The following is a 25,758-nucleotide window of genomic DNA, read 5'->3' on the forward strand; positions in this document are numbered from 1 at the left end:
GGGCCTCACCTACTTATATTAAGCCGGCGGGGCGATACGTTTTCTTTTACATACGAAGACAAAACGGTAGATATAACCATTCCAGAATTTGCTGATGTAAAACTAGCGTTGTTCGCAGCGGTGCGGAACGTCGGGGACTCCATCGACGCCCGCTTCAAGCACGTGTTGATCTTTCCACCCGCTGATCCAGAGCCATTAATAACGGCGTCCATCTTCTTAGAAAAGGCAGGCTCGCCCGCACTTGACCAAGCCTTAATCTCCCCAACTTTTCGGTCTATCCGGCTCGTTTGGAACAAAACTCTCGCTGTCCCGGCGCGCCGGGGCGCCGGTGTTATCCAGGGCACTGTACTTGTGGCGGGCGAACCGGCCCATCGACGGGTAACACTCTTTGATCGGCACACCATGCGACCCTTAGCCATTACCTGGAGCGACCCGACGACGGGAGAATATCGGTTCGACGGGTACGACCCGCGGTTCAATTATCTTGTTGTGTGCGGCGACTACACGCAGTCCTACAACGCAGCCGTTGCCGATTGGGTGCGGCCGGAGGTGTCCGAATGATTGCGCTGAATCCTACTGTGCAGGATGCCATGCTGCAGGCGGTGGCCGATGCCATCGATGCCGGATCGCCCAGCCCCGGGCTCATCCGCATCTACGACGGCACGGCGCCGGACCCTCCCGGAGCCGACGTGACCACGCAGACGCTACTGGCCGAACTGACGTGCAGCCTGCCCTGCGGGACCGTAGCCGATGGGACGCTGACCCTATCGCCCATCGCCGAAGAAGGCAACGCACCCGCCACGGGGACAGCTGGCTGGGCGCGCATCGTGGACGGGGCGGGCGCCTGGGTGGCGGATCTCGACGTGGGCACGACGGGCAGTGGGGCGGCCATCGAGCTGAATGCGGTGGAAATATACCAGGGCGGCATCGTGCGCATCACGCAAGCGACCCTGAGTGCGGTATGAGGCGATGGGCTATGATCTCCAGCTATACCGCCGGCTCCCCGCATCGCTGGACCTGGACCTGGCGGCGCCCACCGGCGGCATCCTGTTGGTCCTCCGCGAGCCGATCCCGGAGACACCGGATTTCCATCTCGGAGCGCAGGACGCACCGCCTCCAGAATTGCGAGTCGGGGCCCTCGCCGCTTCCGTCGGCATGCTGGGAGACTGGATCGGCGCCACAGGCCTGCGAGGCCCATTGCAGGCGGCCGTGCAGGGGATGGCGGCGATCGTCGGGCAGCAGGGAGTCGGCGGGTTCATTGCCGAAGGCGTCCCCACAGGTGTGGCGCCTGCGATCACGGGCGAGTGGGACCCGAACACGTGGCGCGGGCCCGGAACACAGCCCGCCGAGCGATATGCTCCAGGATCGCCCGCGCCGGCAGATCGGGTGGGCATCGCGTGCGGATGGCATTATGGAGCGCCTCGAAAGCCAGCGGCACGGGAGCGATGGCAGGACGCCACGCACTCCTCCTCCGCGGTGCGAGCGCCTCACGTCTATCTATCCCGCACGAGAATCGGGGCAGGCATCTCCTGGGGGGATGGCACGCCGGTCAGTGCCAGGGCGTGGTCAGCCTACGTGGCGGCCTACCGTCGGCATACCGCCCGCGGGGCGGCGTGGGTGGAAGGATCACCGGTGCGGCTCCTGTGGGGCGTGCCGTGGATCCGGCTCTGGCCGCGCCAAAGGGGGTATGAACACCCACACGATGAGGCCACGCGGACGCGTAGGGCCTGGACGTGTCCCTCTGCCTATGGACGCAAGCTCCCCGGCCTGCTGGCCAAATACTGGGCTCCGTGGGAGGAGGCCATGCGGCCCCCTTTTATCTGGCCGCCGCCTGAACCTCCCGAGCCGCCCGTCGAGCCCCCGTTCGTCCCGGACCTCGACCTGGTGCTGGAGTGCCGGCTGCCGGTCCCGCTGTGGGGCCCGGTGGCTTTTGACTTGTGGATCGATACATGCGACCGGGCCCGGCACGCAGGGCTGGAGATCCCCACACATCGGAGGGTTATCGTCGTGGTCCATACCCTGACCATCACCACCATTCCCGACGGCACACCCATTCCGTGCGCGGCCCTGGAAATCACGTCAGACAGAGACTCGTGGTGCTGGCGCTGGCGGGCGACGGTCATCGGTGCGGCGACCGAACTGGCCGAGGAGCAGCGCGAAGTGCTGATATCCATCGATGGGCTATCTTGGTCCGGCATCGTGGAGAGCTCGTCGATGACCCGCAGGCACGGGGCGTCGACCACCACGGTGGGCGGTCGGAGTCTTTCTGCTCAGCTATCCACACCCTACGTGGCGCCCAGGAGCCGCCTGGAGGCCGCGGATCGGACTGCGGTGCAATTGGCGGAGGACGAACTCTATAACACCGGCTGGACGCTGGACTGGCAGACGGTGGACTGGCTCGTTCCTGGCGGTGTCTTCTCGTATGACCGGTTAACGCCCATTGGTGCCCTGGTCCGGATTGCCCAGGCTGTCGGCGCATGTGTGCGGTCCCACACGCAGCAGCAGATACTCACGGTCTATCCCAAGTATCCGGTGCCCACGTGGGATCTGGGTGGCGCCACGCCGGATATCATTATCCCGGGCGATATCATCCTGGAGATGGGGACGCAATGGCGGCCGGAGGCACTCCATCGCGGTGTCTGGGTGGCTGGCAAGACAGCTGGCGTGTCGGTCCGCGTCTATCGCTCCGGAACAGACGGCGCTCCCTATGCCCAGATGGTGGTGGATGACTTGATCACCCATATCGATGCGGCCCGCGAGCGCGGCCGCCAAATCCTATCGGCTGGAGGCAAGCGGGCCGATGTGCGCCTGTCCATGCCCCTCACCACCGACACGGGCCTGATCCTGCCTGGCCACATCGTGGACGTGACCGACCCGGCCATGCGGGGCTATGCCGACGCCATCTCCATCAATGCCTCCAGTGCGCGCGTCATCCAAGCTGTTACGATCGAGCGCGTGGACGAAACACCATAGGGAGGACGTGCACATGGCTAACGTCTGGACGCAATTCCGGCGCCTGCTGCCCAGCGAGGCGCTTCTGGCCGGCCAGGTCACGGCCCACAATTCCGACGGCACCAGCACCATCAGCCTCCCCGACGGGGCCACACTAAGAGCCCTGGGCCAGTCGGTGGCCGTCGGTGCGCGTGCCCTCGTCCGCTCCGGCGAGATCGTCGGCGAGGCCCCCGACCTCCCCACCTACGACGCCGAGGTGTGAGCCCATGCCCACCCCACCCTCTGCCCCTCCCGCCTCCCTCATGATCACCTTGACCCCGTGTACGGCTCCCCTAACTTTCGCATTTTACCTGCAAATGTTTCCCATTTTACATGGCAGCTTACAGCGAAAAGGGGTATGATGAGCTCAGTGAGGGCTACAGTGACTGGTTCCGGGGGTGATGCCGGCAAGTAGTGTAACAGAGCTTCCGCCTGCACCCGCTACCTTTTGCTCAGCCGTGATATGGCGTCGTCACTTTGCCATCTCGTTTTCCTCCTCTCTGTCTGTGTAATTAACGGATCCAGAGGCAAACTATAAATCCGTCTGGAGTTTAGCCCATTAGGTGGGATTTTTTTGCTCTCAAACCGCTCAGTTTAGGCTAGTCTTTCTTTGTCTGGTTTTCCGGCATATCCCGTGTGAAGACGTCTTCGAAGAGGCGGTCGGCGGCGGCTTCGGTGAGCGCCTGGAGGGTGCGGTACCGTTGGGCCAGGGCCTTGGCGAAGGGAGTCAGGTCGGAGCCGCCGCCCCGGCTGCCGCCGATCTTTTTGGTGAGCAAGGGGCGGCCCAGGCGCTGCTCGGTGGCCGGGATCTTTCCCCACACGGCCCGGTAGCTCATCTGCAGTTCCTTGGCGGCGGCCAGGATGGACCCGGCCCGATCGATGGCTTCCAGGATGCGAAGGCGCCCGGCCCCGAAAACCACCTTGCCTTGCTCATCCACGATCCAGATCTTGGATCGCACGGACAGCCTGCCTGTGGGTTTCATTGCTTCTCCTGCATCCATGACTTGCCCACTCCCCCTTGCCTTTTGGCCGGTGGCTCGGTAAAAGCCATCTTCTCACAGCCATGGATGGTGGGTCAATGAAGCCGCCCTTTTAAGGAGATGGAAGCATGCCGGAATTCCTCAAGGTCAAGACCGCCGAAGAGATCCTGGAAGTCATTGAAAACATTGCCCCCTTGTCCGCGCAGACCGTTTCCGTCCAGGAAGCGTCCGGGCGCGTCTTGTCCGAAGAGGTGAAGGCGCCTGAGCCCGTGCCCCACTTCGCCCGTTCCACCATGGACGGTTATGCGGTTCGGGCGCGCGACACTTTTGGAGCCGGCGAGTCCCTGCCGGCCCTTTTGGAGGTGATCGGAGAAGTGGCCATGGGCCAAGGGGCCCAGGTGGCGGTGCGTCCTGGAACGGCCGTGGCCATCCCCACGGGAGGTGCGCTTCCGGAAGGGGCCGACGCGGTGGTCATGGTGGAATACACCCAGCCGCTGGATGAGACCGCCATCGAAGTGACCCGTCCGGTAGCCCCGGGTGACAATGTGCTTGGGATCGGCGATGACGTGGCGGCGGGCGAAAAGGTGTTGGAGCGCGGATGGAAACTGCGGCCCCAGGACGTGGGACTGCTGGCGGCCATGGGTATGGAGGAAGTGCGCGTTTTCCGGCGCCCGCGCGTGGCGGTTGTCTCCACCGGGGATGAGATCGTGCCGCCCGAGACCCGATCTCTTCCGCCGGGAAAGATTCGGGATATCAATACCTATGTGGTGGCCGCCCAGGTGGCGGAGGCGGGCGGCCAGGTGGGAACGGTCCGGGTGGTGGCCGACGACCTGGACGCATTGGAAGCGGTGTGCCGGGAAGCGCTGGCCGGCCACGATGTGGTGATCCTTTCGGGGGGCAGTTCCGTGGGCATTCGCGATTTCACCATCCGGGTGCTGGAACGGTTTCCCGGATCGGAACTGCTGGCCCACGGCGTGGCCATCCGACCCGGAAAGCCCACGATCCTGGCACGGCTGGGGGAAAAGGTCCTGTGGGGCCTGCCGGGGCAGCCGGCATCCGCCATGATCGTCTTCACCGCCTTTGTGCGGCCCAGTCTTTTGCGACTCCAGGGTGTGGAAGGGGTTCAGGAACTGGAAACCAATGTGCGCCGGGCGGAACTGGCCCAAAACATCCCGTCGGTCCATGGACGGGCCGATTACGTGCGGGTGCGGCTGACGCGCCACAAGGGGCGGCTTGCCGCCGAGCCCGTTTTCGGCAAGTCGGCCATGATCAGCACCCTTTCCAAGGCGGACGGCTATGTGATCGTGCCGGAACACGTGGAGGGGCTCGAAGCGGGATCCCTCGTCCACGTCCACCTCTTTTCCACTCCCTGATGGGCGGGATGGATGCGCCAACGGGGGGCACAAACAAACCGTACACCGTAATCCAGAAGCCGAAGTGTGAGAACCGGCCGGCCTGCGGGGGGTCCGGCCCAGGGATTCAGGGCTTTCGGCCGGATTGGGGCGGATCGATCCGAATCACGTCCTCCATGTCCAGCTCCACGCTGGCCGCCTTTTGGATCACGTCCACGTTGATAACCAGCTTGCCCCTTTTGGGGTTGAGGCGCACCAGCAAGCCCACGCACCCCACCAGGGGCCCACGAACCACCTGGACCCAGTCGCCTTCCTTCAGGTACGGATGCACGGTGAGATCCTGGGCTCCGGTCAGCATGGTGCGCAGGGATTCCACCTGATAGGTGGGGATGGGCATGGGCCCGTGCTGGTTTTTCAGGATGTAGACGCTTCCCGGAATCTTGAGGATCTCCACATGGGTGGGGTTGTCCAAGGTCGCATGGACAAAGAGGTAGCCGGGGAAGATGGGCACCTGGATGCGCAGGCGTCGGTCCCGCCGCTTGCTCCACTTTTCCACCAGAGGTAGAAAGCAGTCGATCCGCTTTTTGACCAGCATCTCGGCCACCTTCTTCTCGTGGTTCACCTGGACGTAAAGGGCGTACCAGGCGGCAATGTCTTCGCGGAAGGGCTCCGGCCCTTCGGGGATCTGGACGAGCTTTCCTTCCCTCCGGTTGGTGCCTTTCATATCGGTCGCTGGCATCTTCCTTTGGACTTCCTTCCTTCCCATGCTTGGATGGGGTGGCGCCCGCTCAAAATGGGCCCCTGGGAGCTTGTCCGATAATGGCCTTTCAGCCTCTCGGGAGGTTTCTAACTAGTTGCAATTCCACTGTGCCCTGTGGCCCTTTTGGAGCCTTGGTGGGGCAGGTTCGGAACCGGCCCCTACCGCTTAAAGCCCAAGCCGGCAGCACGGACCCGCCTGGTGGTCCCAACTTTGCGTCCGTACAAGAAGGGAGCAACCTGGGCGTTCTCGGACAGTCTCTTGGCTGCCTATTGTGATGCCTCCCGGCGGAAGGCGTCAAGAGGTGCCCATCCCTTGTGACTCATCCCTTTGCGAGCATCTTTTCCAGGTCCCACGAGGTGACGATCCGAAGCCGGTTTCCGGAACGGTCTTCGTAGATCAGGTAGCCCTTTTCCAGGGCGAACTGGAACAGATCCCGCGTGAGGGCCACGTCTTCCTTGCAATAGTGGATGAGCGGGTCCCAGGCCCCTTGCCGGAACCAGCGAACGGCCTGGAGGCCGTCGGCGGTCTTTCGGCGTCCCAGGGTCTTTTCGCCCAGGTGGTCCAGGCTCAGGCGAAAGCCCAGCTGGGCGTGCACGGCTTCCAGGATGTCGAAGGTGGGGAGGCGTTTGAGCGGATAGGGCGTGTAGGCCTGCAGGACGCCGTAATCGAATCGCTTGATGTTGAACCCCACCACCAGGTCCAACTCCTGGAGCCGTTCGATGAGTTTCGGAATGTCTTCTTCCCGGTACACGTGGAAGTCTCCGGACCGGGAATCGTAGAGGACGGCCACAGAGACGCGCATCAGGTGCTTGTTGCGCCAGCCTCCCACTTCCTGGGCGAGACGTTGGGTTTCCAGGTCCAGGTACCCGATGGCGGGGCTCGGCGGTTCCGGATCGGGTTCCGCTTCCCGGGGCGGCAGCTCCAGGGCCTCCTCCACCGTTCCGGAAAGGTCTTCGTCAAACAGGGGCCGGCGTCCCAGCAGGTATTCGAGCACCCGGATGCAGGCCCCCTTGTCCAGCGGGGTGTTTCCCGCCCCGCACTTGGGCGAATGGATGCAGGCGGGGCATCCTTCTTCACAGGAACAGCCTTCCACCAGCTCCAGGGTCTTTTCCAGAAGCGAGTCCACCATCCGGTAGCCGCAGGCTGCCAGGCCGATGCCGCCCGGATGGCCGTCGTAGATGAAGACGGCGCTCTTTTGGAGCTGGGGATGGAAGGGGATGGAGATGCCCCCGATGTCGTTTCGGTCGCTGAGGGCGAAGAGGGGGAACATGCTGATGGCGGCGTGTTCCATGGCGTGAATACCGCCCATGAAGTGCAGGTCCGCCCGGCGGATCTTGTCCACGATGGCCTCTTCGATTTCCAGCCAGAAGCCCACGGTCTCGAAGACCTGCTCCGGCAGGTCCAAGGGCGTGAAATCCAGCACCTCTTGGGTAAAGAGGCGTTTTTTTTCGTAGCCGGTGATCTTTTCCCGCACCCGCAGGCGGCCCAAGCGAGCCACGAAGTTGGCGCAGGGCTTGGACGCCAGCACTTCCAGGATTTCCGTCTCCTTTTCGCTCTTCACCCACGTAAAGTAATCGGCGTCCTTGAGGCGGGCGTGGACCACCCGCTTTTCCAGGTCCAGGGATTCCACCACGTAGGTCTGTCCCCTGTGGAAATAGACGGCCCCCGGGTGGCATTCCTTGAGGGCCCTGATCCCCTCGTTGGTGCCCAGAGGAACCCAGCTCCCCTTCTTGGATGGGGCGGGGGCGAGGATGGTATAGGACGGCCCCACGCTGCGGATGTCCACGTGGCGATGCGGTCGGGCGGAGGGGGAAAACCACCGCGTGCCGTCTTCCGACTGCAGAAGCGCTCCCCGGCGCGTCAGTTCCTCCAGAGCCCGGCGCCTCGTCTCCGGCCACGCGTCCACTTCCTGGCGGGTCAGGGGAAGTTCCGCCGAAGCGCACGGAAGATGGGCCTGCACGATGGCCTCGTTTTCCGGGTCCACCACGGCTGTTTCATACCGACTTGCCAGCAGGACCTCCGGATGATGCACGATGTACTGGTCCAGGGCGTCGGGCTGGGGTATGAGGATGATGGCGCTTTCCCGGCCGCTTCTCCCAACGCGTCCCCCCCGCTGCCACGTGGTCATGACCGTACCCGGGTAGCCCACCAGGATGCACACGTCCAGGCCGCCGATGTCGATGCCCATCTCCAGAGCGCTGGTGGAAACCACTCCGGCCATGCGTCCGGAAGCCAGCGCCTGCTCGATGTGACGCCGCTCGCTGGGCAGGAACCCGGCCCGGTAGGAACTCACCCGCGGGGCCAGGTCCGGCGCCGAACGGCTCAGGGCCATGTGCACCAGTTCGGTCATGCGCCGGGACTGGGTGAAGACGATGGTCTTGAGACCCCGACGGAGGGCCAGGGTGGCGATGCGCGCCGCCAGGCCCGACAGGGACGCCTCCGATTCCATGAAAACGAAGTGGCGCTTGGGGCGGGGGGACGCGGCTTCGTTCACCACCTGGGCGGGGCGCTCCATGAGCCGCTCGGCCAGTTCCGCCGGGTTGGCGATGGTGGCCGAAAGGAAGATGAATCGGGGCTCGGATCCGTAATGGCGGCAGATGCGCTGCAGGCGGCGAAGGATTTGGGCCACGTGGCTTCCGAAGATGCCCCGGTAGGTGTGCATCTCGTCCACCACCACGTGGCGCAGCGTGCGCCAGAAGGATTCCCATTTGTCATGGTAGGCCAGCAAGGCGTAGTGGAGCATGTCCGGGTTGGTGACCAGCACGTGGGGGGGGGCCTTGCGGATCTTGGCCCGCTGATGGGACGAGGTGTCCCCGTCGTAGACCTGGGCGGTGAAGGGAACCTGGCTGGGCACCGCCTGGAAGAACCGGTGGAGGGTTTCCAGCTGGTCGCGGCTCAGCGCCTTGATGGGAAAAAGGTAGAGCGCGTGGCCCGCGGGATCCTCCAAGAGCGATTCGGCCACGGCCAGATTGTAGACGAGCGATTTGCCGCTGGCCGTGGGCGTGGCCACCACCACGTCCCGCCCGTCCCGGATCGCTTCCAGGGCCTTTGTTTGATGGCTGTAGAGACGCCGGATGCCCAGCGACTCCAGCGCCTGGGTCAAGGCGGTCGGCAGAGGTCGCGCCAGGCGGCCGTAGCGGGGCTTTTGGGAGGGGATGACACTGTGGTGAGCCACCCGGGCGGTTTTCCAATCGCGGGTGAGGAGCGTATGGAGAAATGGATTCATGGATGTGGAGTCACTGACCTCGTGGAGAAACCGGCTCCGCCCCTGGGCCATGAATCCGCAACGTTGACAGGGTGGAAAGGGGCCGGTTAGGTCTCTACAATCAAGGGATTTCCGTTTCTTTCATCGCCACCTGCCCGGGCCCGTTCGGGGGCCTCAGGGCGTAAGGAGGGAGCCATGAACCTGCAAGACGTACTGCCACGGATCCACTGGCTCGGCCATGATAGCTTTCGCATCGATGGAAGTAAAGTTGTCTACTTTGATCCCTACGAGCTCTCCACCGCCGTCCCGGCCGACATGATCTTCATCAGCCACGAACACTTCGATCACTGTTCGCCGTCGGACGTGGACCGGATCCGAAAGGATTCGACGGTGATCGTGACCGACCAGGCCTCGGCCAAGAAGCTTTCCGGGGATGTGCGGGTCGTCCGGCCGGGCGATCGGCTGGAGGTGAACGGGGTGGACGTGGAGGTGCTTCCCGCCTACAACACCACGAAGAAATTCCACCCCAAGACGGCGGGCATGCTGGCCTTTGTGGTCACGTTGGACGGGGTGCGCTACTACCATGCGGGCGACACCGACTTCATTGAGGAGATGGAGGGCCTGGAGGTGGATGTGGCCTTCCTGCCCGTGTCGGGAAAGTACGTGATGGACGCAGACGAGGCGGTGCTGGCCGCCCGGGCCATCCGTCCCAAGGTGGCCATCCCCATGCACTACGGGGCCATTGTGGGATCCAGGGAGGATGCCGAAAGATTCCAGAAGGCCTTGGAAGGCCAGGTGCCGGTGGTGATTCTGGAAAAGGAATGAGGCGGGTGCCGGGGGAAAGGGACACGGGATAAGGGCGGAAGGGGCAACCTCTAGCGCAGTGAAGGACCGATGATCATGGAACCGCTCTACCTGGAGGCGTACCGGTCGGGACGGCTGAAAAGAAGGGCCGAAAGGGCGCTGGGCTGGCTGAAAAAGTGCGTCCTGTGCCCCAGGCTGTGCCGCGTCAATCGTCTGGCGGACGAACGCGGCACGTGCCGCACGGGCCGTTATGCCGTTCTGGCCAGCTTTGGGCCGCACTTCGGCGAAGAGGACCCGCTGGTGGGACGAAACGGCTCGGGCACCATCTTCTTCGCCCATTGCAACCTTCTGTGCCTGTTCTGCCAGAATTTCGATATCAGTCACCAGGGCCATGGGGTCCCGGTGGGTCCGGAACAGCTTGCGGACGTCATGGTGGAGCTTCAAGAGCGGGGGTGTCACAACATCAATTTGGTCACCCCCACCCATGTGCTTGCCCAGATCCTGGAAGCCATGCCCCTGGCGGTGGAAAAGGGGCTGCGGGTGCCTCTGGTCTACAACTGCGGGGGTTACGAGCGGGTTGCGGCCCTGAGGCTTCTGGAGGGCATCGTGGACATCTACATGCCCGATTTCAAGTTCTGGGATCCTTCGGTGGCTCAAAGGCTGTGCGATGCGGCCGACTATCCCGAGAGGGCCCGGCAGGCCCTGCTGGAGATGCACCGTCAGGTGGGGGAGTTGAGACTGGATCCATCGGGGATCGCCCAGCGCGGGCTTCTGGTGCGCCATTTGGTCATGCCGGAAGGCATGGCGGGAACGGAAGCCATTTGTCGCTTTATTTCCAGAAGGATTTCGCCGAATACCTATGTGAACATCATGGACCAATATCGACCGTGCGGGCGGGCGCGGGAGGTGCCCGCCTTGACACGGCCGCTCACGGCCCGGGAATACGAGGAGGCCATGGAGAGCGCACGGCGGGCGGGCCTGCACCGGCTGGACCGGAGGCGTCCCCGGTTCATGGTCTGGCCGTAGAAGGCTGTCCGAAAACGCCCCGGTTGCTTTCTTGTTGGACGGGCGAAACCATGGGGCCTCAGCCGGGGCCGTGCCGCCGGCCTGGCTATGCCGCAGCCGGGGCGGGTTCCAAACCGTCCCCACCAAGGCTGTCTGAGAATTCAAAAAGCACCGGGGGCCAGTGGAATTTCAACGGGTCGGAAAGCCAGAAAACAGCCATTGGCGGACAGGCCCCGTAGAAGGATGGTCGGGAAGTGACGGATGGGGCAGGGGGGGATGCGAAGCAGTGAAGTTGTGACCCCTTACCACGCAGCACTCCCTTTGCCTCGCACGCGGTGACGAACACGGATCACGGATCACGGACTGAGACATGAAGATTTACGCCATCGGCGATATCCACGGCATGCTTTCCAAGCTGGAACGCCTCCTGGATCGGATTCCCTTCCGGCCGGAAGAAGACACCCTGGTCTTTCTGGGCGACTATGTGGACCGGGGGCCCGATTCCCGGCAGGTGGTGGACCGGGTGCTGGATCTGATCGATCAGGGACTGCGGGTGGTTTGCCTGCGGGGAAACCATGAACTCATGATGGCTCACTACCTGGAGGGTCGGGATGTGAACTTCTTCCTTCTGAACGGCGGCGCCTCCACCGTCCACAGCTACAAGGTGGGCCACAACGGGCGGTGCCGGATGCCGGACCGTCACGTGGCATTTGTACAAACCCTCAAGAGATTTTACGAAACGGACGATTACCTCTTTGTCCATGCCGGGTTCCGCCCGGGGATCGCCCTGGAGGATCAGCGCGACGAGGACATCTACTGGATCCGAAACGATTTCATCCTTTCGGATTACGATTTCGGCAAGACGGTCATCTTCGGGCACACGCCTTTCCGGGAACCCTATGTGGATGCACGCAAGATCGGGATCGACACTGGAGCGGTCTACGGCAACAAGCTGACCTGCGTCTGTTTGCCCGATTTGGTCTTTTACAGCGTCTGAAGAGTCCTTGCGTCGAGCGTCGACGCACGACACATTCGGGGAGGAGTTCCGATGGCGAAGATCGACGCCTTTTTTAAGCTCATGCACGATCAGAAGGCATCCGACTTGCACCTCATTTCCGGCCAACAGCCGGTGCTGCGCATCCGGGGCGATTTGGAGCGCGTGAAATACAAGGTGTTGGACGACGACGAACTGCGTTCCATGCTCTACGAGATCACACCGGAGGACAAGATCAAGGTCTTTGAAGAGACGGGGGATCTGGACTTTTCCTACGAAATTGCAGGCCTGGGACGGTACCGCGCCAATTTTTTCATGCAAAAGAACGGCATCGGAGCGGTCTTTCGCGAGATTCCCGATGAAATCCTATCCGTGCAGCAGCTGGGACTGCCTCCCGTCATCGCCAAGCTGGCCATGCTGCCCCGGGGTCTGGTGTTGGTGACCGGCCCCACGGGAAGCGGTAAATCCACCACCTTGGCGGCGGTCATCGACGAGGCCAACCGCAAGCGCAAGGACCACATCATCACCATCGAAGATCCCATCGAATTCGTGCACAAGAGCAAAAATTGCGTGATCAACCACCGGGAGGTGGGAACCCACACCAGGACCTTTTCCAGCGCCCTTCGGGCCGCGCTGCGTGAGGACCCGGACATCATCCTGGTGGGTGAAATGCGCGATCTGGAGACCATCCGGCTGGCCATGGAAGCGGCCGCCACAGGCCACCTGGTCTTTTCCACCCTGCACACCACCAGTGCGGCCAAGACCGTGGACCGCATCATCGAGGTCTTTCCCACGGGCGAACAGGCTCAGATCCGCTCCACCCTGGCCGACGGTCTGCGGGCGGTGGTGTCCCAGGCGCTCTTCAAGCGCGTGGACGTGAAGGGGCGGATCGCTGTGCTGGAAATCATGATCGCCACCCACGCCGTGAGGGCCCTCATCCGCGAAGGAAAAACCCACCAGATCCCCTCGGCCATTCAAACGGGAAAGAAATACGGCATGCAGACCTTGGACGACGGCATCATGGAACACCTGCGCGCCGGGCGCATCAGCCCCAGCGAGGCCTACATGAAGTGCGTGGACAAGGAAAAATTCAAGCCGTTCCTCACGGAGCCGCCCGTGGATTTTACCGAAGTGTAAGGGCCGCCCCAGGATGTTGCGTCACGGGTAAGGAGGGAAAGAGAGGGTTTCATGAAGAGGAAGGACCTGAACATCATCCTGCATCGGCTTCTGGATGAGCACCCCAACCTGTCGGATATCAACTTCACGGTGGGAAAGCCCATCCAGGCGGAAGTGGACGGGGTGCTTCGGCCGTCGTGTGCGGAGTTGGAAGTGGGCCTGCTCACCGCGTTTCACACGGAACACATCGCCCTCGCCCTCATCGGCCCCGACCGGCGCCTCATCCGCGATCTGCTGGACACGGGCTCCTGCGACCTGTCCTATTCCCTGGACGGTCGAGCCCGCTTCCGCGTCAATGTCTTCAGTCAGCGCGGCCACTATTCGGTGGTCATGCGCGTGTTGCCGTCCCGGGTGCCCACCATCGAGGAACTGGATCTGCCGCCGGTCTTCAAACAGATTGCGGAGGAAAAAAACGGGATCGTCTTCGTCACGGGCGCCACGGGAAGCGGTAAGTCCACCAGTCTGGCCGCCATGCTCCATCAAATCAACCGCACCAAGTCCGTCCATGTGGTCACCCTGGAGGATCCGGTGGAATTCGTCCACCCGCAGCTTCAAGCCACCTTCAACCAGCGCGAGCTGGGTCTGGACTTCGACAGCTACGCCAACGGACTCCGGGCGGCCCTGCGCCAGGCGCCCAAGGTGATCCTGGTGGGAGAGATGCGCGACCGGGAGACGGTGGAGATCGGCTTGAGCGCCGCGGAAACCGGCCACCTGGTGCTCACCACCCTGCACACCATCGATGCCTCCCACACCATCAACCGCGTGGTGGGCATGTTCGAGCTGGAAGAGGAGCGCCTCATACGCATCCGTTTGGCCGACGCCATGCGCTGGACGGTGAGTCAGCGGCTGCTGCCCAAGGTGGGGGGCGGACGGGTGGCGGCCTTCGAAATCATGGGCAACAACCTCCGGGTGCGCGAAGCGGTGCTGCACGGGGAAAGTGAAGGGAAGACCTTTTACGAGATGATGCAGCAGGCCCGCCCCTTCGGATGGACCACCTTCGACGACTCCATCCTGGACCTGTATGAACGGGGTCTTGTCACGGAAGAGACGGCTCTGGGCTATGCGTCCAACAAGGCGGTGGTCAAACGCGGGATCGATCGGATAAAGTCCCAGCGTGGAGAAAAGACGACCGACATCGAGGGGCTCCGGATCGACCAGGAGTATTCGCGAAAGATCACCTGAGCTCCACGTGGGGGGCGCTATGGCGGCAGAAAAGGAAGCGGTGGACTGGTCCGTCTACGTGGTGACCGATTCGCGTTGCACCGGTGGGCGGCCGCTCGCCCGAGTGGTGGAGGCGGCCCTTCGGGGCGGGGCGGGCGTGGTCCAATATCGGGAGAAGCAGGCCGGCACCCGGACCATGGTCCGGGAAGCGGCGGCGTTGCTGGAAATGTGCCAGGCCTACGGGGCCTCCTTTTTTGTGAACGACCGCATCGACGTGGCACTGGCGGTGGGGGCCCACGGGGTGCACCTGGGCCAGGACGACATGCCGATCGCCGAGGCGCGCCGGCTGCTCGGTCCCCGGCGGATCATCGGGGTGACGGTGCACAACGCCGAGGAAATCCGAAGGGCGGAGGCCGAGGGGGCCGATGTGTTGTCCATCGCTCCCGTCTTTGCCACTGCCACCAAGCCGGATCATCAAACGCCCTTGGGCCTGGACGGGCTGAGGCGCCTGGCGGCCCTGTGCCGCGGCCCCGTGGTGGCCATCGCCGGTATCACCGTGGAACGTGCACCCGATGTGATCCGGGCCGGCGTGGACGGCGTGTGCGTGGTTTCCGCCGTCATGGCCGCGCCCGACCCGGAAGCGGCCACGCGGGAACTGCGGCGGCGGGTGGAAGAGGCCAAGGCGGAGCGCGCGCAATGAAGCAGAGTCCAGGAGCCGACATGCCAGGTGGGGCCACACCAACCGAGACCCTTGGGGATGTGGGAGAGTTCGGCCTGATCCAGCGGATCCGGCGCCTCTTTCCCGGAACAGAGCCCACCGTGGTCCACGGGATCGGGGACGATGTGGCGGTGGTGCGCACGGATTCCGACCATCTGCTTCTGGTCACCTGCGACTGCCAGATCGAAGGGGTTCACTTTCTGCGGCATGCGCTGAATTTCTGGGACCTGGGATGGCGCGCCGCCTCCGTCAATTTGAGTGACCTGGCGGCCATGGGGGGCGAGCCCCTGTGGGCCGTGGTGTCTCTCATGGCGCCCGCGGAACTGCCCGTGAAGGCCGTGGAGGATCTCTACCGGGGTATGGCCGATGCCCTGCGCCCCTGGCAAGCCACCGTGGTGGGCGGGAACACGGCCCGCCATCCGGATCGACTGGTGGTGGACGTCACCCTCTTGGGCCGAGCGAGGCCGGATGGAATCGTCACCCGCGATGGTGCCCGTCCCGGAGACGTGATCGTGGTGACCGGGACCCTGGGCGGGGCCCGGGCTGGTTTGGAATGGGCCCGGGGGCGGGTGGCTGGGGACGCCCCCGAGGTGCGCAAGCAGGCCATGGCCAGGTATCGAACTCCCCGGGCCCGTGTGGCGGAAGGAAAGGCCCTGGCCGCCACCGGCCGGGTGCGGGCCATGCTGGATGTGAGCGACGGCCTTCTGGGGGATCTGAGACACTTGTGCCAGGCGAGCGGCGTGGGCGCGCTGGTGGAAGCGGCCTGCATACCGGTCGATCCCTGCTGTCGGCAGACGGCGCTTAGCGTGGGGGCCGATCCCCTGGAATGGGCGCTGCGGGGCGGGGAAGACTATGAGCTCCTCTTTTCCGTGGATCGTCAAGGAGGGGTGGGCCAGGTGATGGAGGCGCTTGGGGCGGTATCGGATGTGGCGTTTGCGGTGATCGGCTGGATCGTTCCCCGCGAGGCGGGAATCCAGGTGGTCTTCCCCGACGGAACCAGGCGGTCCCTAACGGCCGAAGGCGGCTGGGACCATTTTGGTTCGCGCCCTGACAAATGAACGGGGTAGGGGACCTTGCTTGGATCCCTCCACCCCTTCCTGGTACCCTTTTTCCTGCTTCTTTTCACCTTTCAAGGTATCAACGGAACACGAGGTACGGCCATGGCCATTCCAAGAGCGCTGACCATTGCAGGGTCCGATTCCGGCGGAGGGGCCGGTATCCAGGCGGATCTCAAGACCTTTTCCGCATTGGGCGTGTTCGGCATGAGCGCCCTGACGGCCATCACGGCACAGAACACCGTGGGTGTCCAGGCAGTGGTGGAACTGGAGCCCGATTTCGTTTCGACCCAGATCCGGGCCGTGGTGGAGGATATCGGCGTGGATGCCGTGAAGACGGGAATGCTTTCCAGTGCCCGCATCATCCACCGGGTGGCCCGGGACGTGGTCGAACTGGGCCTGGAAAAGCTGGTGGTGGATCCCGTCATGGTGGCCAAAAGCGGCGATCCACTGCTCCAGCCCGACGCCCGGGACACCCTGATTCGGGAACTTCTGCCCTTGTCTTTGGTGGTGACGCCCAACCTGCACGAAGCCTCCGTGCTGGTGGGGTTTACGGTCCAGGACCGCCGGTCCATGGAGGAGGCCGCCAAGGCCATCAAGGCTTTCGGGCCCACCTATGTGCTGGTCAAAGGGGGACACCTTGAGGGAGATCCCATGGACCTGCTCTACGACGGAAAGGAATTCGTGGCGTTCCAGAACGAACGCTTCGACACGCCCCACACCCACGGCACCGGGTGTACGTTCGCGTCGGCCGTGGCGGCCGGTCTGGCCAAAGGCCTTTCAGTTCCCGAGGCCGTGGCCCAGGCCAAAAGCTATATCACGGGGGCCATCGAGCGGGGGCTGGCCATCGGCCGGGGGCACGGACCCGTCCACCATTTCTATCGGCTGTACGATCTGGCCGGCTGGTCCTTCGAGTGACACTGCACGGCCCTTCCGATCTTGTCCGAGACCGGCATTCCAGCGCAAGATGCCGGGAGACTTCCCTTGCCTTCCTAGCCACGGGGCATGATCCCCGCGGCTACGGGTCATGGCACCCCCCTGAAGTGGCAGGCAATATCCTTTGATCCACACCCCGTCCGGGGCTCTCCCACGGCCCCCGAGGCCGGTGCCCCGGGGAAAGGATCTTCGGTGTCCCGTGCCTTCTTTGGGGACGCCCCTGCGGTGCGTTCCTGCCGGTGGTGTCCACCGTGTCGTCTTGGTTCGAGGACCCGGGCGGTGTCAGCGCCCTTTGTTTTTGGGCGGGGACTTCTTTTGGAAGCGATCCAGGCGGATCACCTGCGCGGAGCCTCGAGAACGTTCGGGGGGAGGGACCGGTTCACCCTTTTTCAACGCCTTGATCTGCTGAGCCAGGTCCGAATCCTGGGAGAGCATCTTTTCGATTTCCCTCTCCTGGTCCTTCCAGGCGGTCAGAAGATGGCTCAAATCCCAGCGACGTTCCAAAAAATCGCCCAGGATCTCCATGAGGCGGTGCAGCAGCAATCCGTGGGGTTCCTTCAGGTAGAAGGGCACGTGGGCCCACAGATTCACGGCCCGAATCTTCAGGTGGGGGGCGGCCTCCAGGATGGCGGCGTGGATGGAGCTGGGCCCCTCGTATTCACCGGTGTGACAGCCCCAGGCCTGGATCTGGTTGTAGCCCTGCGCGTCGTGGGCCAGGCCGGAGATGCAGATTTCGTCGTAGAAGATGTGGTCGTAGAGGCTTCCCAGGAGCACCAGTTCCCGGACGCCCCATTCTTTGAGCTTCTCCAGGAGCTGCATGCTGAAGCGGCGCCAGCCGATGGTGGGTTCGGGGCCAACGCCCCAAAGGAACGGAGGCTTGGAATCGTCGGACGGCATGAAGATCCTCATCTGGGGCCATTCCAAGCGCTGGATCTGCCCGTGCCGGATGACCACGTGGGGGCGCTGCTCCGACGTGTGCCAGAAACCCTCCAGATCCCACACGGCCGCCCGAACACAAGGATGCTGGCGGCGGATTTCCTCCAGGATCTTGGAAGAGAGCCCGCCGGCGTCGGGCCACCCCATGAAGCTGATCACCGCCTTTGGGGCGTGTATTTTCGGTGCCAATGGGGTTGTCTCCATGACCACTTCATCCTTTCTCCAGGACCGAGAAGGGCGCTCCGGTCCGAGATGCCGGGAAATCTTTATTGACTGGCTCGCTGGGGAACTCGAACCCCGCGGCCAAGGGCCATCCTCATTCTGGGAAATGGCCGGCAGCACGGCCCCGGCTGGTGGTCCCAACCTTCCGTCCACCCAAGAAGGGAGCGCCCTGGGCGTCCTCGCACAAGCTCCTCAAGGGTTGTGCCACCCAAAACGGGTTCATCCTCAGCGTTTTGATGCATCCTCCCGGGATCGTGCCCGACGGGGATTTTATGGGCTGAAGGCCTTTTTGGAAAGGCCTTCCCACAAGGTGCCCGGTCACATGGGGATCCGCCGGGGCATGGTTCATGGCGACCGCCGGGGGCTTTCACTCCGCTTTTCGATGAGCTTGAGACGGCGCAGTTCCTGCCAAAGCGTGGCACAGTCCCGGAAGACCCAATGGGGTCCCGCCGCCTTGAGCTCATCGGTGCCCACGCGGCCGGTGGCCACCGCCGCCGTCAGGGTTCCCGCTCGACGCCCCGTCTCGATGTCCAGCGGGTGGTCCCCCACCATGAGGGCGCGAGCGCTTTCCACGCCCAGTCGGGAAAGGGCTTTTTTCAAATGTTCCGGGTGGGGCTTGACTTTGTCCACATGATCCCGGGCCAGGAAACAAGGACACAAGCGGTGGATGTCCGGAAAAACATGGCGGACGGCCCGGCTGCAGTTGCGGGTGATGATGGCCGCGGGCACGCCCCAGGCTTGCAGGTCCCGGAGGATGGATCGGGTGTAGGGAAAGAGCTTGCCCCGTTGCGCGGCTTCCATCTCCATGTCCACCACCAGTTCCAGGGCCTCCCTGCGGAATGCTTCGCCGGCGCCGTTGGCCCCGGGCATTTCCCGGGTCAGGTGTTCGATCCATTCCAGGGCGGGCATGGATGCGGGGGCGGGTCGGCGATGAAGATGCGTTTCGGCCAGTACCGCGATCCGCTCCTTCATGATGGAAAAGTCCAGATGCAACTCCGCCAGGGTGCCGTCGAAGTCGAAGACAAGGGCCTGAATCATGCCAAGTGTGTCCTTTCTCTCCGCCTCTTCCAGGGTGCGTATCGTCTTACCATCGTCCAAGATGCTCTCCCAAGGACAAAATCCCGGATGGCGGCTTGCACATACGGGATCGCTTGTCTATTTTTAGGCGTTCTTTGGGATCGGCCGGGGCGGTCGATGTTTTCGGGGCCACGAAAAGGGAGGACAAGATGGGTGAGCACGTACCGCTGCTCGATTTCGATGCCGCCGTGGATCGACTGGCGCAAAGACAAGAGCCGTACCATACCAACTACCTGGCCATGTATTCTTCGTGGCTCGGGGGCATCCTCACCGATCCGCGCCTGATGGTCATCCCCGTGGACGATCACCTGGTACACCGCGGAGATGGTATCTTCGAGGCCTTCAAGTGTGTGGACGGCTTTCTCTATCTGTTGGACCGGCATTTGGACCGGTTGGAGCGATCCTGCGCCATCGCGCAGCTCACCTGGCCGGTGGACCGCCCCCGCCTGGAGGAGCTCATCAAGCAGACCGTTCGGGCTTCGGGAAAGCGGGAATGCCTGGTGCGGCTTTTCCTGTCGCGGGGCCCCGGTGGATTCACCACGGATCCCTACGAGTGTCCCGCGAGCCAGCTCTATATTGTCATCACGCGCCTGAAACACGCTCCGGAGGAAAAACTCACCCAGGGCGTCACCCTCAAGAGCAGCCATATTCCCATCAAGAAGTCCTATTTTGCCAGTGTGAAGAGTTGCAATTACCTGCCCAATGTGCTCATGACCAAGGAAGCCCGGGATGCGGGCGTGGACTTCACCGTGTCCATCGACGAAAAGGGCTTGCTGGGCGAAGGCGCCACGGAAAACGTGGGCATCGTGACCCGGGACAACCGATTTCTGGTGCCTCGGTTTGACCGCATTCTGCGGGGCACCACGGTGACGCGCATGCTGGAGCTGGCCGGTAACCTGGTGGAGCAAGGGGAGCTGGCCCAGGCGGCGGAGGCCGACATCCGGCCGGAAGATGCGTACCAGGCCGCGGAGGTGATGACCTTCGGGACCACCTTCAATGTGCTGCCCGTGGTTCAATACGACGGGAACCCCATCGGCGACGGGGTGCCGGGGCCCTGGTTCCGCCGCTTCCGGGACCTGCTGGTTCAGGATATCCGGTCCGGGGAGGGGGTGCGCACTCCGGTCTGGGACGAGCCGGAACCCACCCAAACCACAGGATGACGACCATGAGTCCATCGAAAGAGCGTCTTCTGGATCGAGTGGATCGGGCCTTCGGCCAGTCTCTGGCGGCCGTCGAGGGGCTGTGGCGCTCCCAGGGGCCGGTGATTGTGGAGATGGCCCAGACGGTGGCCGCCGCCTTCAAGGCCCATCGGCGTCTCTACCTTTTCGGCAACGGCGGGAGCGCCGCGGATGCCCAGCACCTGGCGGCGGAATGCATCAACCGGTTCCAGATGGAACGGGCTCCCCTGCCGGCGATAGCGCTGACGGTGGACACCTCGGTGCTGACCAGCATCGCCAACGACTATGATTTCAACGACGTCTTTCTCAAGCAGATTCAGGCGCTGGGGGAGGCCGGTGACGTGGCCTTGGGGCTGAGCACCAGCGGGCGTTCGGAAAACGTTCTGCGGGCTCTGCGCTGGGCCCGGGAACACGGCCTGCACACCCTGGGTTTTGCCGGCAGGGACAAGACGGACATGGACATCTATTGCGACCGGATCCTTCACGTGCCGTCGCCTGTGACCGCACGGGTCCAGGAGGGCCATATCGCCGCCGGACATGTTCTGTGTGAGCTCATGGAGGTGCTCCTTTTCGGAACCGATGGGCGCCGACCGGAAGCCTCCGATCCGGGTGCCGTCTGATGGGAGGAGAAACGAAAAGAATGGAGCCCCTTTCCCTGGAAGCCATCCGCACCACCAGCCTTTTCGATCGGCCCAGCAAGGTGGCGGCCCGGGATCTGGCAAAGCCGTGGGTCGCCGGCGGGCGCCTGAAGGATTTTCTCGCGTGTCTGCCGGCCCAGCTGGCGGCCAAGGATCTGGTGGAAGCCGTGCAGGCCGTGGCCGATGCCGTCTGGGACGGCCGCACCGTGCTCCTGGGCATGGGCGCACATCCCATCAAGGTGGGGCTGGCCCCGGTGATCATCGATGCCATGGAATCGGGAATCCTCAAGGGGGTGGCCCTGAACGGGGCCGGGGTGATCCATGACGTGGAGATGGCTCTGGCGGGAAAGACCTCGGAAGACGTGGGGGCGCACCTGTCCTTGGGCCGGTTCGGCATGGCGCGGGAGACGGCGGAGTTCATCAACGGGGCGGTGAGCCGGCCGGGAAATGTGGGCCGGGTGGGCTTCGGCGAAGCCGTGGGCCGGGCTTTGCTGGAGGCCGATCCTCCCTATGCCCGTTTCAGTATCCTTTCGGCGGCGGCGCGGTTGGGGATCCCGGTAACGGTGCACGTGGCCATGGGCACGGACATCATCCACATGCACCCGTCCATGGACGGTGCCGCGGCGGGGGCCGCCAGCCACTTGGATTTCAGGATCTTCTGCCGCCTGGTCTCCAACTTGCGCAAGGGCGTGTACATCAACTTGGGATCGGCGGTGGTGCTTCCGGAAGTCTTCCTCAAGGCGGTGAGTGTGGCCGCCAATCTGGGATACGACCTTTCCGGTCTCACCACCCTCAACATGGACTTCATGCGCCACTATCGGCCCCAGGTGAACGTGGTGGAGCGGCCCACGGCGGGAAAAGGGCGGGGGTTCAGCCTGGTGGGCCACCACGAGATCCTCTTTCCCCTCTTTTGCGCGGCGCTCAAAGAGGCGCTGGCCGACAAAGGGGGTCCCGCCCCGGCGGGTGCCCCGCCGGATTCCACCGGAGAAGCATCGTAGGAGGACGCCATGGCGACCAAGATCCGTATCCAAGCCCCCGGCATCACGATGGACGCTCTGTTGAACGATTCCCCCACGGCCCGGCGCATTGCGGAGGCGCTGCCCCTGGAGGCGGAAGCCAATACCTGGGGGGAAGAGATCTACTTTGCCGTTCCCGTGACCGAATCGCTGGCCGAGGACGCGCGGGAAGTGGTGGAACGGGGCGAGTTGGGCTACTGGCCCACGGGGAAGGCCTTTTGCATCTTTTTCGGTCCCACCCCGGCGAGCCGCGGAGACGAGATCCGTGCGGCCAGCGCCGTCAATGTGGTGGGCCGGGTGTGCGGCGATCCCGGGCTCTTCAAGTCGGTGCGGGACGGAGACCTTGTTCGGATTGCCCTGGCGTCTTAAGATAGGAGCGCGCCCTCCCGGGGCCGCACAATCTATTGGAGCGAGGTGAAACGATCATGCCCATTTACGAATTCGAATGTTCCCAATGTTCCGAGAAGTTTGAGTATCTTGTCTTTCGAAGCGATGAGCCGGTTTCCTGTCCGGCGTGCGGTTCTCAGGATGCCCAGCGGGTCATGTCCGTCTGCGGATTCAAGAGCGGAGGGGACAAGGGGGCGGCGAGCAGCCGCATGGGTTCCGCCGGGGCCTCGTCGTGTTCCGGCTGTGCCGGCGGCAGCTGCGCCACGTGCCACTAAATGGTGAGGCGCGGTCCGTGATTCCTTGGACCGGGCGGGAGGACCGCCCGACGAGCGGCCAGCCGCGGACCGGGGAAAGAATCACAGCGCTGGCCGGGAAATGAGTGTTGGGCCGGTGGGCAGGGCCTTGGCCAGGGAGGAAGAGGATTCGTGGGCGAGACGCTTGTTATTGGCACGCGCGGGAGCCTTCTGGCTCTCAGACAGAGTGAGATGATCAAGGAGCTCCTGGAGGCCCGCTGGCCCGATCTTCACGTGAGCCTGGAAGTCATCAAGACCACCGGAGACAGAATCCTGGACGTGCCTTTGGCCAAAGTGGGGGGGAAGGGGCTTTTCGTCAAGGAGATCGAAGAGGCCCTGATGGGAGGTCGGGTGGATCTGGCTGTCCACAGCATGAAGGACGTGCCGGCCCAATTGCCCGCCCCCTTGGACCTGGCTGTGGTGCCCGCCCGGGAGGATCCCCGGGATGTGCTGGTTTCACAGCGTTTCGAAAGCCTGGATGACCTGCCCCACGGGGCGGTGGTGGGGACCAGCAGCCTTCGACGGGCGGCCCAGCTTCTCGTCCTTCGCCCCGATTTGTGTATCGAGAATCTACGCGGCAATCTGGACACGCGTCTTCGCAAGGTTCGGGAAGGCGCCTACGATGCCGTGGTGCTGGCCGCGGCCGGGCTCCACCGCATGGGCTGGCAGGATCGTATCACGGCCTACCTGGATCCAGAGCGCTTTGTTCCGGCCATTGGTCAAGGGGCTCTGGGCTTGGAAATCCGAAAGGACGATGATCGGGTTCGCGCCCTGCTGGAGCCCCTCCACGATGCATCCACCGCGCGGGCCGTGGCGGCGGAGCGGGCGTTTTTGCACACCCTGGAAGGGGGTTGCCAGGTACCCATTGCGGGCCACGCCGTGATGAGTAAAGACGGTGTGGTGCTGACGGGCCTGGTGGCGTCCCTGGATGGACGGACGGTTTATCGGGAGTCGGCCGGAGCGCCGCTCGGATCGGAAGAGGCCCTGGGAAACGATCTGGCCCGGCGGCTTCTGGATGCGGGGGCGCGCGAGATCCTGGATGCGATCTACAGCGCCTCCTGAGGATCATGGCACGGTTCACCTCCCCCATGGATGAAACGGGCCGCCCTGCAAGGGACTTGGGGGCGGGATCCGATCCAGCGGCCATGGGAATTGCGGCCGAGGCCGCTTCTCCAGGCATCATGAACGCTGATCTTTCATAGGGAGATCGTGAGGACGACGTGAAAAAGGGAAAAGTCTATCTGGTGGGCGCAGGACCCGGGGATCCGGGTCTTTTTACGTTGCGGGGAGTGGAAGTGCTCCGAAAGGCCGAAGTGGTGGTCTACGACTTTTTGGCCAATGAGGAGTTGCTGGCTTTCGCTCCGGCCCACGCCGAAAGGATTTACGTGGGCAAGAAGGGAGGCGACCACACCCTGAGCCAGGAAGGGATCAACCGGCTCCTGGTGGAAAAGGGGCGGCACCATGTGGTGGTGCGCCTCAAGGGCGGCGATCCTTTCGTGTTCGGACGTGGAGGGGAAGAGGCTCAGGAGCTGGTGGCGGCCGGGATCGATTTTGAGGTGGTGCCCGGGGTGAGCGCCGCGGTGGCCGTTCCCGCCTATGCTGGGATTCCCTTGTCTCATCGGGACCATACGGCGTCCATGGCCTTCATCACCGGCCATGAGCGGGCCGATTCCCAGGAATCCAAAATCGACTGGTCCAAGCTGGCCACGGCCGTGGGAACCCTGGTCTTCTTCATGGGGGTGAAGAACTTGCCGGAGATCACGGCGCGTCTCATGGAATATGGTCGCTCCCCGGAAACCCCCGTGGCGGTGATCCGTTGGGGCACCACGCCGGAACAGCGCACGGTGACGGGAACGCTTCGGGACGTGGCGGACCGGGTGCGGGACGCGGGCCTGAAGCCGCCTGCGCTCATTGTGGTGGGCGAGGTGGTGCGACTCCGGGATCAGCTCAACTGGTTTGAACGTCGCCCGCTGTTCGGGCGCACCGTCGTGGTGACACGTGCCCGGGAGCAGGCCAGTGATTTCAAGAAGCTTCTGGAAGAGAAGGGCGCCCGGTGTGTGGAGTTTCCCACCATCCGGATCGTTCCACCGGCAAGCTGGGAGCCCTTGGATCGGGCTCTGGCCGAGCTCCAGACCTACGACTGGGTGATCTTTACCAGTGTGAACGGAGTGCGCCTCTTCATGGACCGCCTCCAGGAGACGGGGAGGGACGTGCGCGCTCTCGCCGGGTTGAAACTGGCCGCCATCGGGCCCAAGACGGCCCAAGCCCTGAAAGCACGGGGCCTGCGGCTGGACGTGGTTCCCGGTGAATACCGGGCGGAAGGCATCCTGCAGGCCATGGGCGCCCAATCGGTCCAGGGGGCGCGTGTTCTTCTCCCCCGCGCCAAGGTGGCCCGTGAGGTCCTTCCGGAAACGCTCCGCCAATGGGGCGCTCACGTGGACGTGGTGCCCGCCTACGAAACGGTGCTGCCCCAAGAGGGATCCGACGCGGTGGCCGAGATGCTCCGGGAGGGCCGTGTGGACGTGGTCACCTTCACCTCGTCGTCCACCGTGACCAACTTGATCCAGGTGCTGGCTGCCCACGATCCGGTGCAACTGTTGCAAAAGACCACCGTGGCCTGCATCGGCCCTGTTACCGCCGACACGGCCCGCGCTCATGGGATTGAGGTGCAGGTGGTGGCCGAGGAGTACACCCTTACCGGCCTGGTCAACGCCCTGTGCGACCACCTGGCGGGTCAGAAGGCTGTCTGACAATGGCCTCTCGGTCTTTTTGGCCTTTCTTCTACTGTGCCATGTGATGTTTTTTTTGAGCTTTCTGGGGGCGGATTCGGAACCCGCCCCGCCTCCCGCAAGACCAGGCCCGTAGCGCGGGCGG

General features: G+C 63.8%; 24 protein-coding genes and 1 pseudogene. 20 read left to right on the forward strand and 5 right to left on the reverse strand.

Annotated features, from left to right (window positions below; genetic code table 11):
- The 4 genes and pseudogenes from B9A12_RS17405 to B9A12_RS15020 form a co-directional block, all read left to right on the forward strand.
- Positions 1-561 (forward strand): annotated as a pseudogene (locus B9A12_RS17405) (hypothetical protein); the annotation flags it as partial.
- Positions 558-965, forward strand: a complete 408-nt coding sequence (locus tag B9A12_RS15010) for a hypothetical protein (protein ID WP_084057432.1) — start codon at positions 558-560, stop codon at positions 963-965. The pseudogene B9A12_RS17405 and the gene B9A12_RS15010, both read left to right, overlap by 4 nt.
- A gap of 421 nt (positions 966-1,386) precedes the next feature.
- Positions 1,387-2,973, forward strand: coding sequence for a hypothetical protein (locus B9A12_RS17095; protein WP_170920455.1), 1,587 nt, complete (start codon positions 1,387-1,389; stop codon positions 2,971-2,973).
- 13 nt (positions 2,974-2,986) lie between these two features.
- Entirely contained in the window at positions 2,987-3,214 is a 228-nt protein-coding gene (locus B9A12_RS15020) for a hypothetical protein (protein WP_084057430.1), read from the forward strand.
- Positions 3,215-3,590: 376 nt separating this feature from the next.
- Here the strand turns inward: B9A12_RS15020 and B9A12_RS15025 are convergent, their stop codons facing one another.
- Positions 3,591-3,974: a winged helix-turn-helix domain-containing protein gene (locus tag B9A12_RS15025; protein ID WP_245802466.1), complete on the reverse strand. Its 384-nt coding sequence runs from the start codon at positions 3,972-3,974 to the stop codon at positions 3,591-3,593.
- Between the two features lie 125 nt (positions 3,975-4,099).
- Between B9A12_RS15025 and B9A12_RS15030 the strand changes: the two genes are divergently transcribed.
- Positions 4,100-5,344 carry a molybdopterin molybdotransferase MoeA gene (locus tag B9A12_RS15030; RefSeq protein ID WP_084058922.1) on the forward strand — a complete coding sequence of 415 codons (1,245 nt, stop codon included), beginning with the start codon at positions 4,100-4,102 and terminating at the stop codon, positions 5,342-5,344.
- A 106-nt stretch (positions 5,345-5,450) separates the two neighbouring features.
- Here the strand turns inward: B9A12_RS15030 and B9A12_RS15035 are convergent, their stop codons facing one another.
- Both B9A12_RS15035 and B9A12_RS15040 read right to left on the reverse strand, forming a co-directional pair.
- Positions 5,451-6,062 carry a UpxY family transcription antiterminator gene (locus B9A12_RS15035; protein ID WP_084058923.1) on the reverse strand — a complete coding sequence of 204 codons (612 nt, stop codon included), beginning with the start codon at positions 6,060-6,062 and terminating at the stop codon, positions 5,451-5,453.
- 340 nt (positions 6,063-6,402) lie between these two features.
- Positions 6,403-9,309, reverse strand: coding sequence for a DEAD/DEAH box helicase (locus tag B9A12_RS15040; RefSeq protein ID WP_084058955.1), 2,907 nt, complete (start codon positions 9,307-9,309; stop codon positions 6,403-6,405).
- A 174-nt stretch (positions 9,310-9,483) separates the two neighbouring features.
- Here B9A12_RS15040 and B9A12_RS15045 point away from each other — a divergent pair, with 174 nt between their 5' ends.
- From B9A12_RS15045 to thiD, 8 genes are all read left to right on the forward strand, one after another.
- On the forward strand, positions 9,484-10,113 hold the full coding sequence (locus B9A12_RS15045) for an MBL fold metallo-hydrolase (RefSeq protein ID WP_084058924.1): 630 nt from the start codon (positions 9,484-9,486) through the stop codon (positions 10,111-10,113).
- A 75-nt stretch (positions 10,114-10,188) separates the two neighbouring features.
- The gene (locus B9A12_RS15050) at positions 10,189-11,118 is read left to right on the forward strand and encodes a radical SAM protein (RefSeq protein WP_245802467.1); all 930 of its coding nucleotides are present in this window, start codon (positions 10,189-10,191) and stop codon (positions 11,116-11,118) included.
- Positions 11,119-11,467: 349 nt separating this feature from the next.
- Positions 11,468-12,094 (forward strand): metallophosphoesterase family protein, encoded by a 627-nt coding sequence (locus B9A12_RS15055; RefSeq protein ID WP_084058926.1) that lies wholly within the window; start codon positions 11,468-11,470, stop codon positions 12,092-12,094.
- A 51-nt stretch (positions 12,095-12,145) separates the two neighbouring features.
- Positions 12,146-13,228, forward strand: a complete 1,083-nt coding sequence (locus tag B9A12_RS15060; RefSeq protein ID WP_084058927.1) for a type IV pilus twitching motility protein PilT — start codon at positions 12,146-12,148, stop codon at positions 13,226-13,228.
- A 51-nt stretch (positions 13,229-13,279) separates the two neighbouring features.
- Positions 13,280-14,449, forward strand: coding sequence for a type IV pilus twitching motility protein PilT (locus tag B9A12_RS15065; RefSeq protein ID WP_084058928.1), 1,170 nt, complete (start codon positions 13,280-13,282; stop codon positions 14,447-14,449).
- A gap of 19 nt (positions 14,450-14,468) precedes the next feature.
- Complete coding sequence (gene thiE / locus B9A12_RS15070) at positions 14,469-15,128, forward strand: thiamine phosphate synthase (protein WP_084058929.1); 660 nt, start codon at positions 14,469-14,471, stop codon at positions 15,126-15,128.
- A gap of 20 nt (positions 15,129-15,148) precedes the next feature.
- On the forward strand, positions 15,149-16,204 hold the full coding sequence (gene thiL / locus B9A12_RS15075; RefSeq protein WP_170920650.1) for a thiamine-phosphate kinase: 1,056 nt from the start codon (positions 15,149-15,151) through the stop codon (positions 16,202-16,204).
- A 102-nt stretch (positions 16,205-16,306) separates the two neighbouring features.
- Complete coding sequence (gene thiD / locus B9A12_RS15080; RefSeq protein ID WP_084058956.1) at positions 16,307-17,119, forward strand: bifunctional hydroxymethylpyrimidine kinase/phosphomethylpyrimidine kinase; 813 nt, start codon at positions 16,307-16,309, stop codon at positions 17,117-17,119.
- Positions 17,120-17,419: 300 nt separating this feature from the next.
- Here the strand turns inward: thiD and B9A12_RS15085 are convergent, their stop codons facing one another.
- Positions 17,420-18,277: a PAC2 family protein gene (locus B9A12_RS15085; RefSeq protein WP_084058931.1), complete on the reverse strand. Its 858-nt coding sequence runs from the start codon at positions 18,275-18,277 to the stop codon at positions 17,420-17,422.
- A gap of 363 nt (positions 18,278-18,640) precedes the next feature.
- Entirely contained in the window at positions 18,641-19,393 is a 753-nt protein-coding gene (locus B9A12_RS15095) for an HAD family hydrolase (protein WP_139796673.1), read from the reverse strand.
- A gap of 128 nt (positions 19,394-19,521) precedes the next feature.
- Between B9A12_RS15095 and B9A12_RS15100 the strand changes: the two genes are divergently transcribed.
- From B9A12_RS15100 to cobA, 7 genes are all read left to right on the forward strand, one after another.
- Positions 19,522-20,532, forward strand: coding sequence for an aminotransferase class IV (locus B9A12_RS15100; protein WP_084058934.1), 1,011 nt, complete (start codon positions 19,522-19,524; stop codon positions 20,530-20,532).
- Positions 20,533-20,537: 5 nt separating this feature from the next.
- Positions 20,538-21,170, forward strand: coding sequence for a D-sedoheptulose-7-phosphate isomerase (locus tag B9A12_RS15105; RefSeq protein WP_084058935.1), 633 nt, complete (start codon positions 20,538-20,540; stop codon positions 21,168-21,170).
- A gap of 20 nt (positions 21,171-21,190) precedes the next feature.
- Positions 21,191-22,186: a GSU2086 family protein gene (locus B9A12_RS15110; protein ID WP_139796674.1), complete on the forward strand. Its 996-nt coding sequence runs from the start codon at positions 21,191-21,193 to the stop codon at positions 22,184-22,186.
- A 9-nt stretch (positions 22,187-22,195) separates the two neighbouring features.
- Entirely contained in the window at positions 22,196-22,573 is a 378-nt protein-coding gene (locus B9A12_RS15115; protein ID WP_084058937.1) for a cyclophilin-like fold protein, read from the forward strand.
- A 56-nt stretch (positions 22,574-22,629) separates the two neighbouring features.
- On the forward strand, positions 22,630-22,866 hold the full coding sequence (locus B9A12_RS15120) for an FmdB family zinc ribbon protein (RefSeq protein WP_084058938.1): 237 nt from the start codon (positions 22,630-22,632) through the stop codon (positions 22,864-22,866).
- A 150-nt stretch (positions 22,867-23,016) separates the two neighbouring features.
- Complete coding sequence (hemC, locus tag B9A12_RS15125) at positions 23,017-23,946, forward strand: hydroxymethylbilane synthase (protein WP_084058939.1); 930 nt, start codon at positions 23,017-23,019, stop codon at positions 23,944-23,946.
- A gap of 158 nt (positions 23,947-24,104) precedes the next feature.
- A complete protein-coding gene (gene cobA / locus B9A12_RS15130; RefSeq protein WP_084058940.1) occupies positions 24,105-25,634 on the forward strand; it encodes a uroporphyrinogen-III C-methyltransferase in 1,530 nt (509 codons plus the stop codon).
- The last annotated feature ends 124 nt before the right edge of the window (positions 25,635-25,758 follow it).

Origin of the sequence: Desulfacinum hydrothermale DSM 13146 (assembly GCF_900176285.1) — a bacterium.
GTDB lineage: Bacteria > Desulfobacterota > Syntrophobacteria > Syntrophobacterales > DSM-9756 > Desulfacinum > Desulfacinum hydrothermale.

Bases quoted from the DNA above. Each gene is read 5' to 3' on its own strand.
- thiE (WP_084058929.1), top strand. From the start codon at position 14,469: ATGGCGGCAGAAAAGGAAGCGGTGGACTGGTCCGTCTACGTGGTGACC.
- B9A12_RS15100 (WP_084058934.1), top strand. From the start codon at position 19,522: ATGGGTGAGCACGTACCGCTGCTCGATTTCGATGCCGCCGTGGATCGA.
- B9A12_RS15060 (WP_084058927.1), top strand. From the start codon at position 12,146: ATGGCGAAGATCGACGCCTTTTTTAAGCTCATGCACGATCAGAAGGCA.
- B9A12_RS15065 (WP_084058928.1), top strand. From the start codon at position 13,280: ATGAAGAGGAAGGACCTGAACATCATCCTGCATCGGCTTCTGGATGAG.
- B9A12_RS15085 (WP_084058931.1), bottom strand. From the start codon at position 18,277: ATGGAGACAACCCCATTGGCACCGAAAATACACGCCCCAAAGGCGGTG.
- B9A12_RS15110 (WP_139796674.1), top strand. From the start codon at position 21,191: ATGGAGCCCCTTTCCCTGGAAGCCATCCGCACCACCAGCCTTTTCGAT.
- B9A12_RS15115 (WP_084058937.1), top strand. From the start codon at position 22,196: ATGGCGACCAAGATCCGTATCCAAGCCCCCGGCATCACGATGGACGCT.
- B9A12_RS15010 (WP_084057432.1), top strand. From the start codon at position 558: ATGATTGCGCTGAATCCTACTGTGCAGGATGCCATGCTGCAGGCGGTG.
- B9A12_RS15045 (WP_084058924.1), top strand. From the start codon at position 9,484: ATGAACCTGCAAGACGTACTGCCACGGATCCACTGGCTCGGCCATGAT.
- B9A12_RS15120 (WP_084058938.1), top strand. From the start codon at position 22,630: ATGCCCATTTACGAATTCGAATGTTCCCAATGTTCCGAGAAGTTTGAG.
- B9A12_RS15025 (WP_245802466.1), bottom strand. From the start codon at position 3,974: ATGAAACCCACAGGCAGGCTGTCCGTGCGATCCAAGATCTGGATCGTG.
- B9A12_RS15040 (WP_084058955.1), bottom strand. From the start codon at position 9,309: ATGAATCCATTTCTCCATACGCTCCTCACCCGCGATTGGAAAACCGCC.
- B9A12_RS15055 (WP_084058926.1), top strand. From the start codon at position 11,468: ATGAAGATTTACGCCATCGGCGATATCCACGGCATGCTTTCCAAGCTG.
- B9A12_RS15035 (WP_084058923.1), bottom strand. From the start codon at position 6,062: ATGCCAGCGACCGATATGAAAGGCACCAACCGGAGGGAAGGAAAGCTC.
- B9A12_RS15105 (WP_084058935.1), top strand. From the start codon at position 20,538: ATGAGTCCATCGAAAGAGCGTCTTCTGGATCGAGTGGATCGGGCCTTC.
- thiL (WP_170920650.1), top strand. From the start codon at position 15,149: ATGCCAGGTGGGGCCACACCAACCGAGACCCTTGGGGATGTGGGAGAG.
- B9A12_RS15050 (WP_245802467.1), top strand. From the start codon at position 10,189: ATGGAACCGCTCTACCTGGAGGCGTACCGGTCGGGACGGCTGAAAAGA.
- thiD (WP_084058956.1), top strand. From the start codon at position 16,307: ATGGCCATTCCAAGAGCGCTGACCATTGCAGGGTCCGATTCCGGCGGA.
- B9A12_RS15020 (WP_084057430.1), top strand. From the start codon at position 2,987: ATGGCTAACGTCTGGACGCAATTCCGGCGCCTGCTGCCCAGCGAGGCG.
- B9A12_RS15030 (WP_084058922.1), top strand. From the start codon at position 4,100: ATGCCGGAATTCCTCAAGGTCAAGACCGCCGAAGAGATCCTGGAAGTC.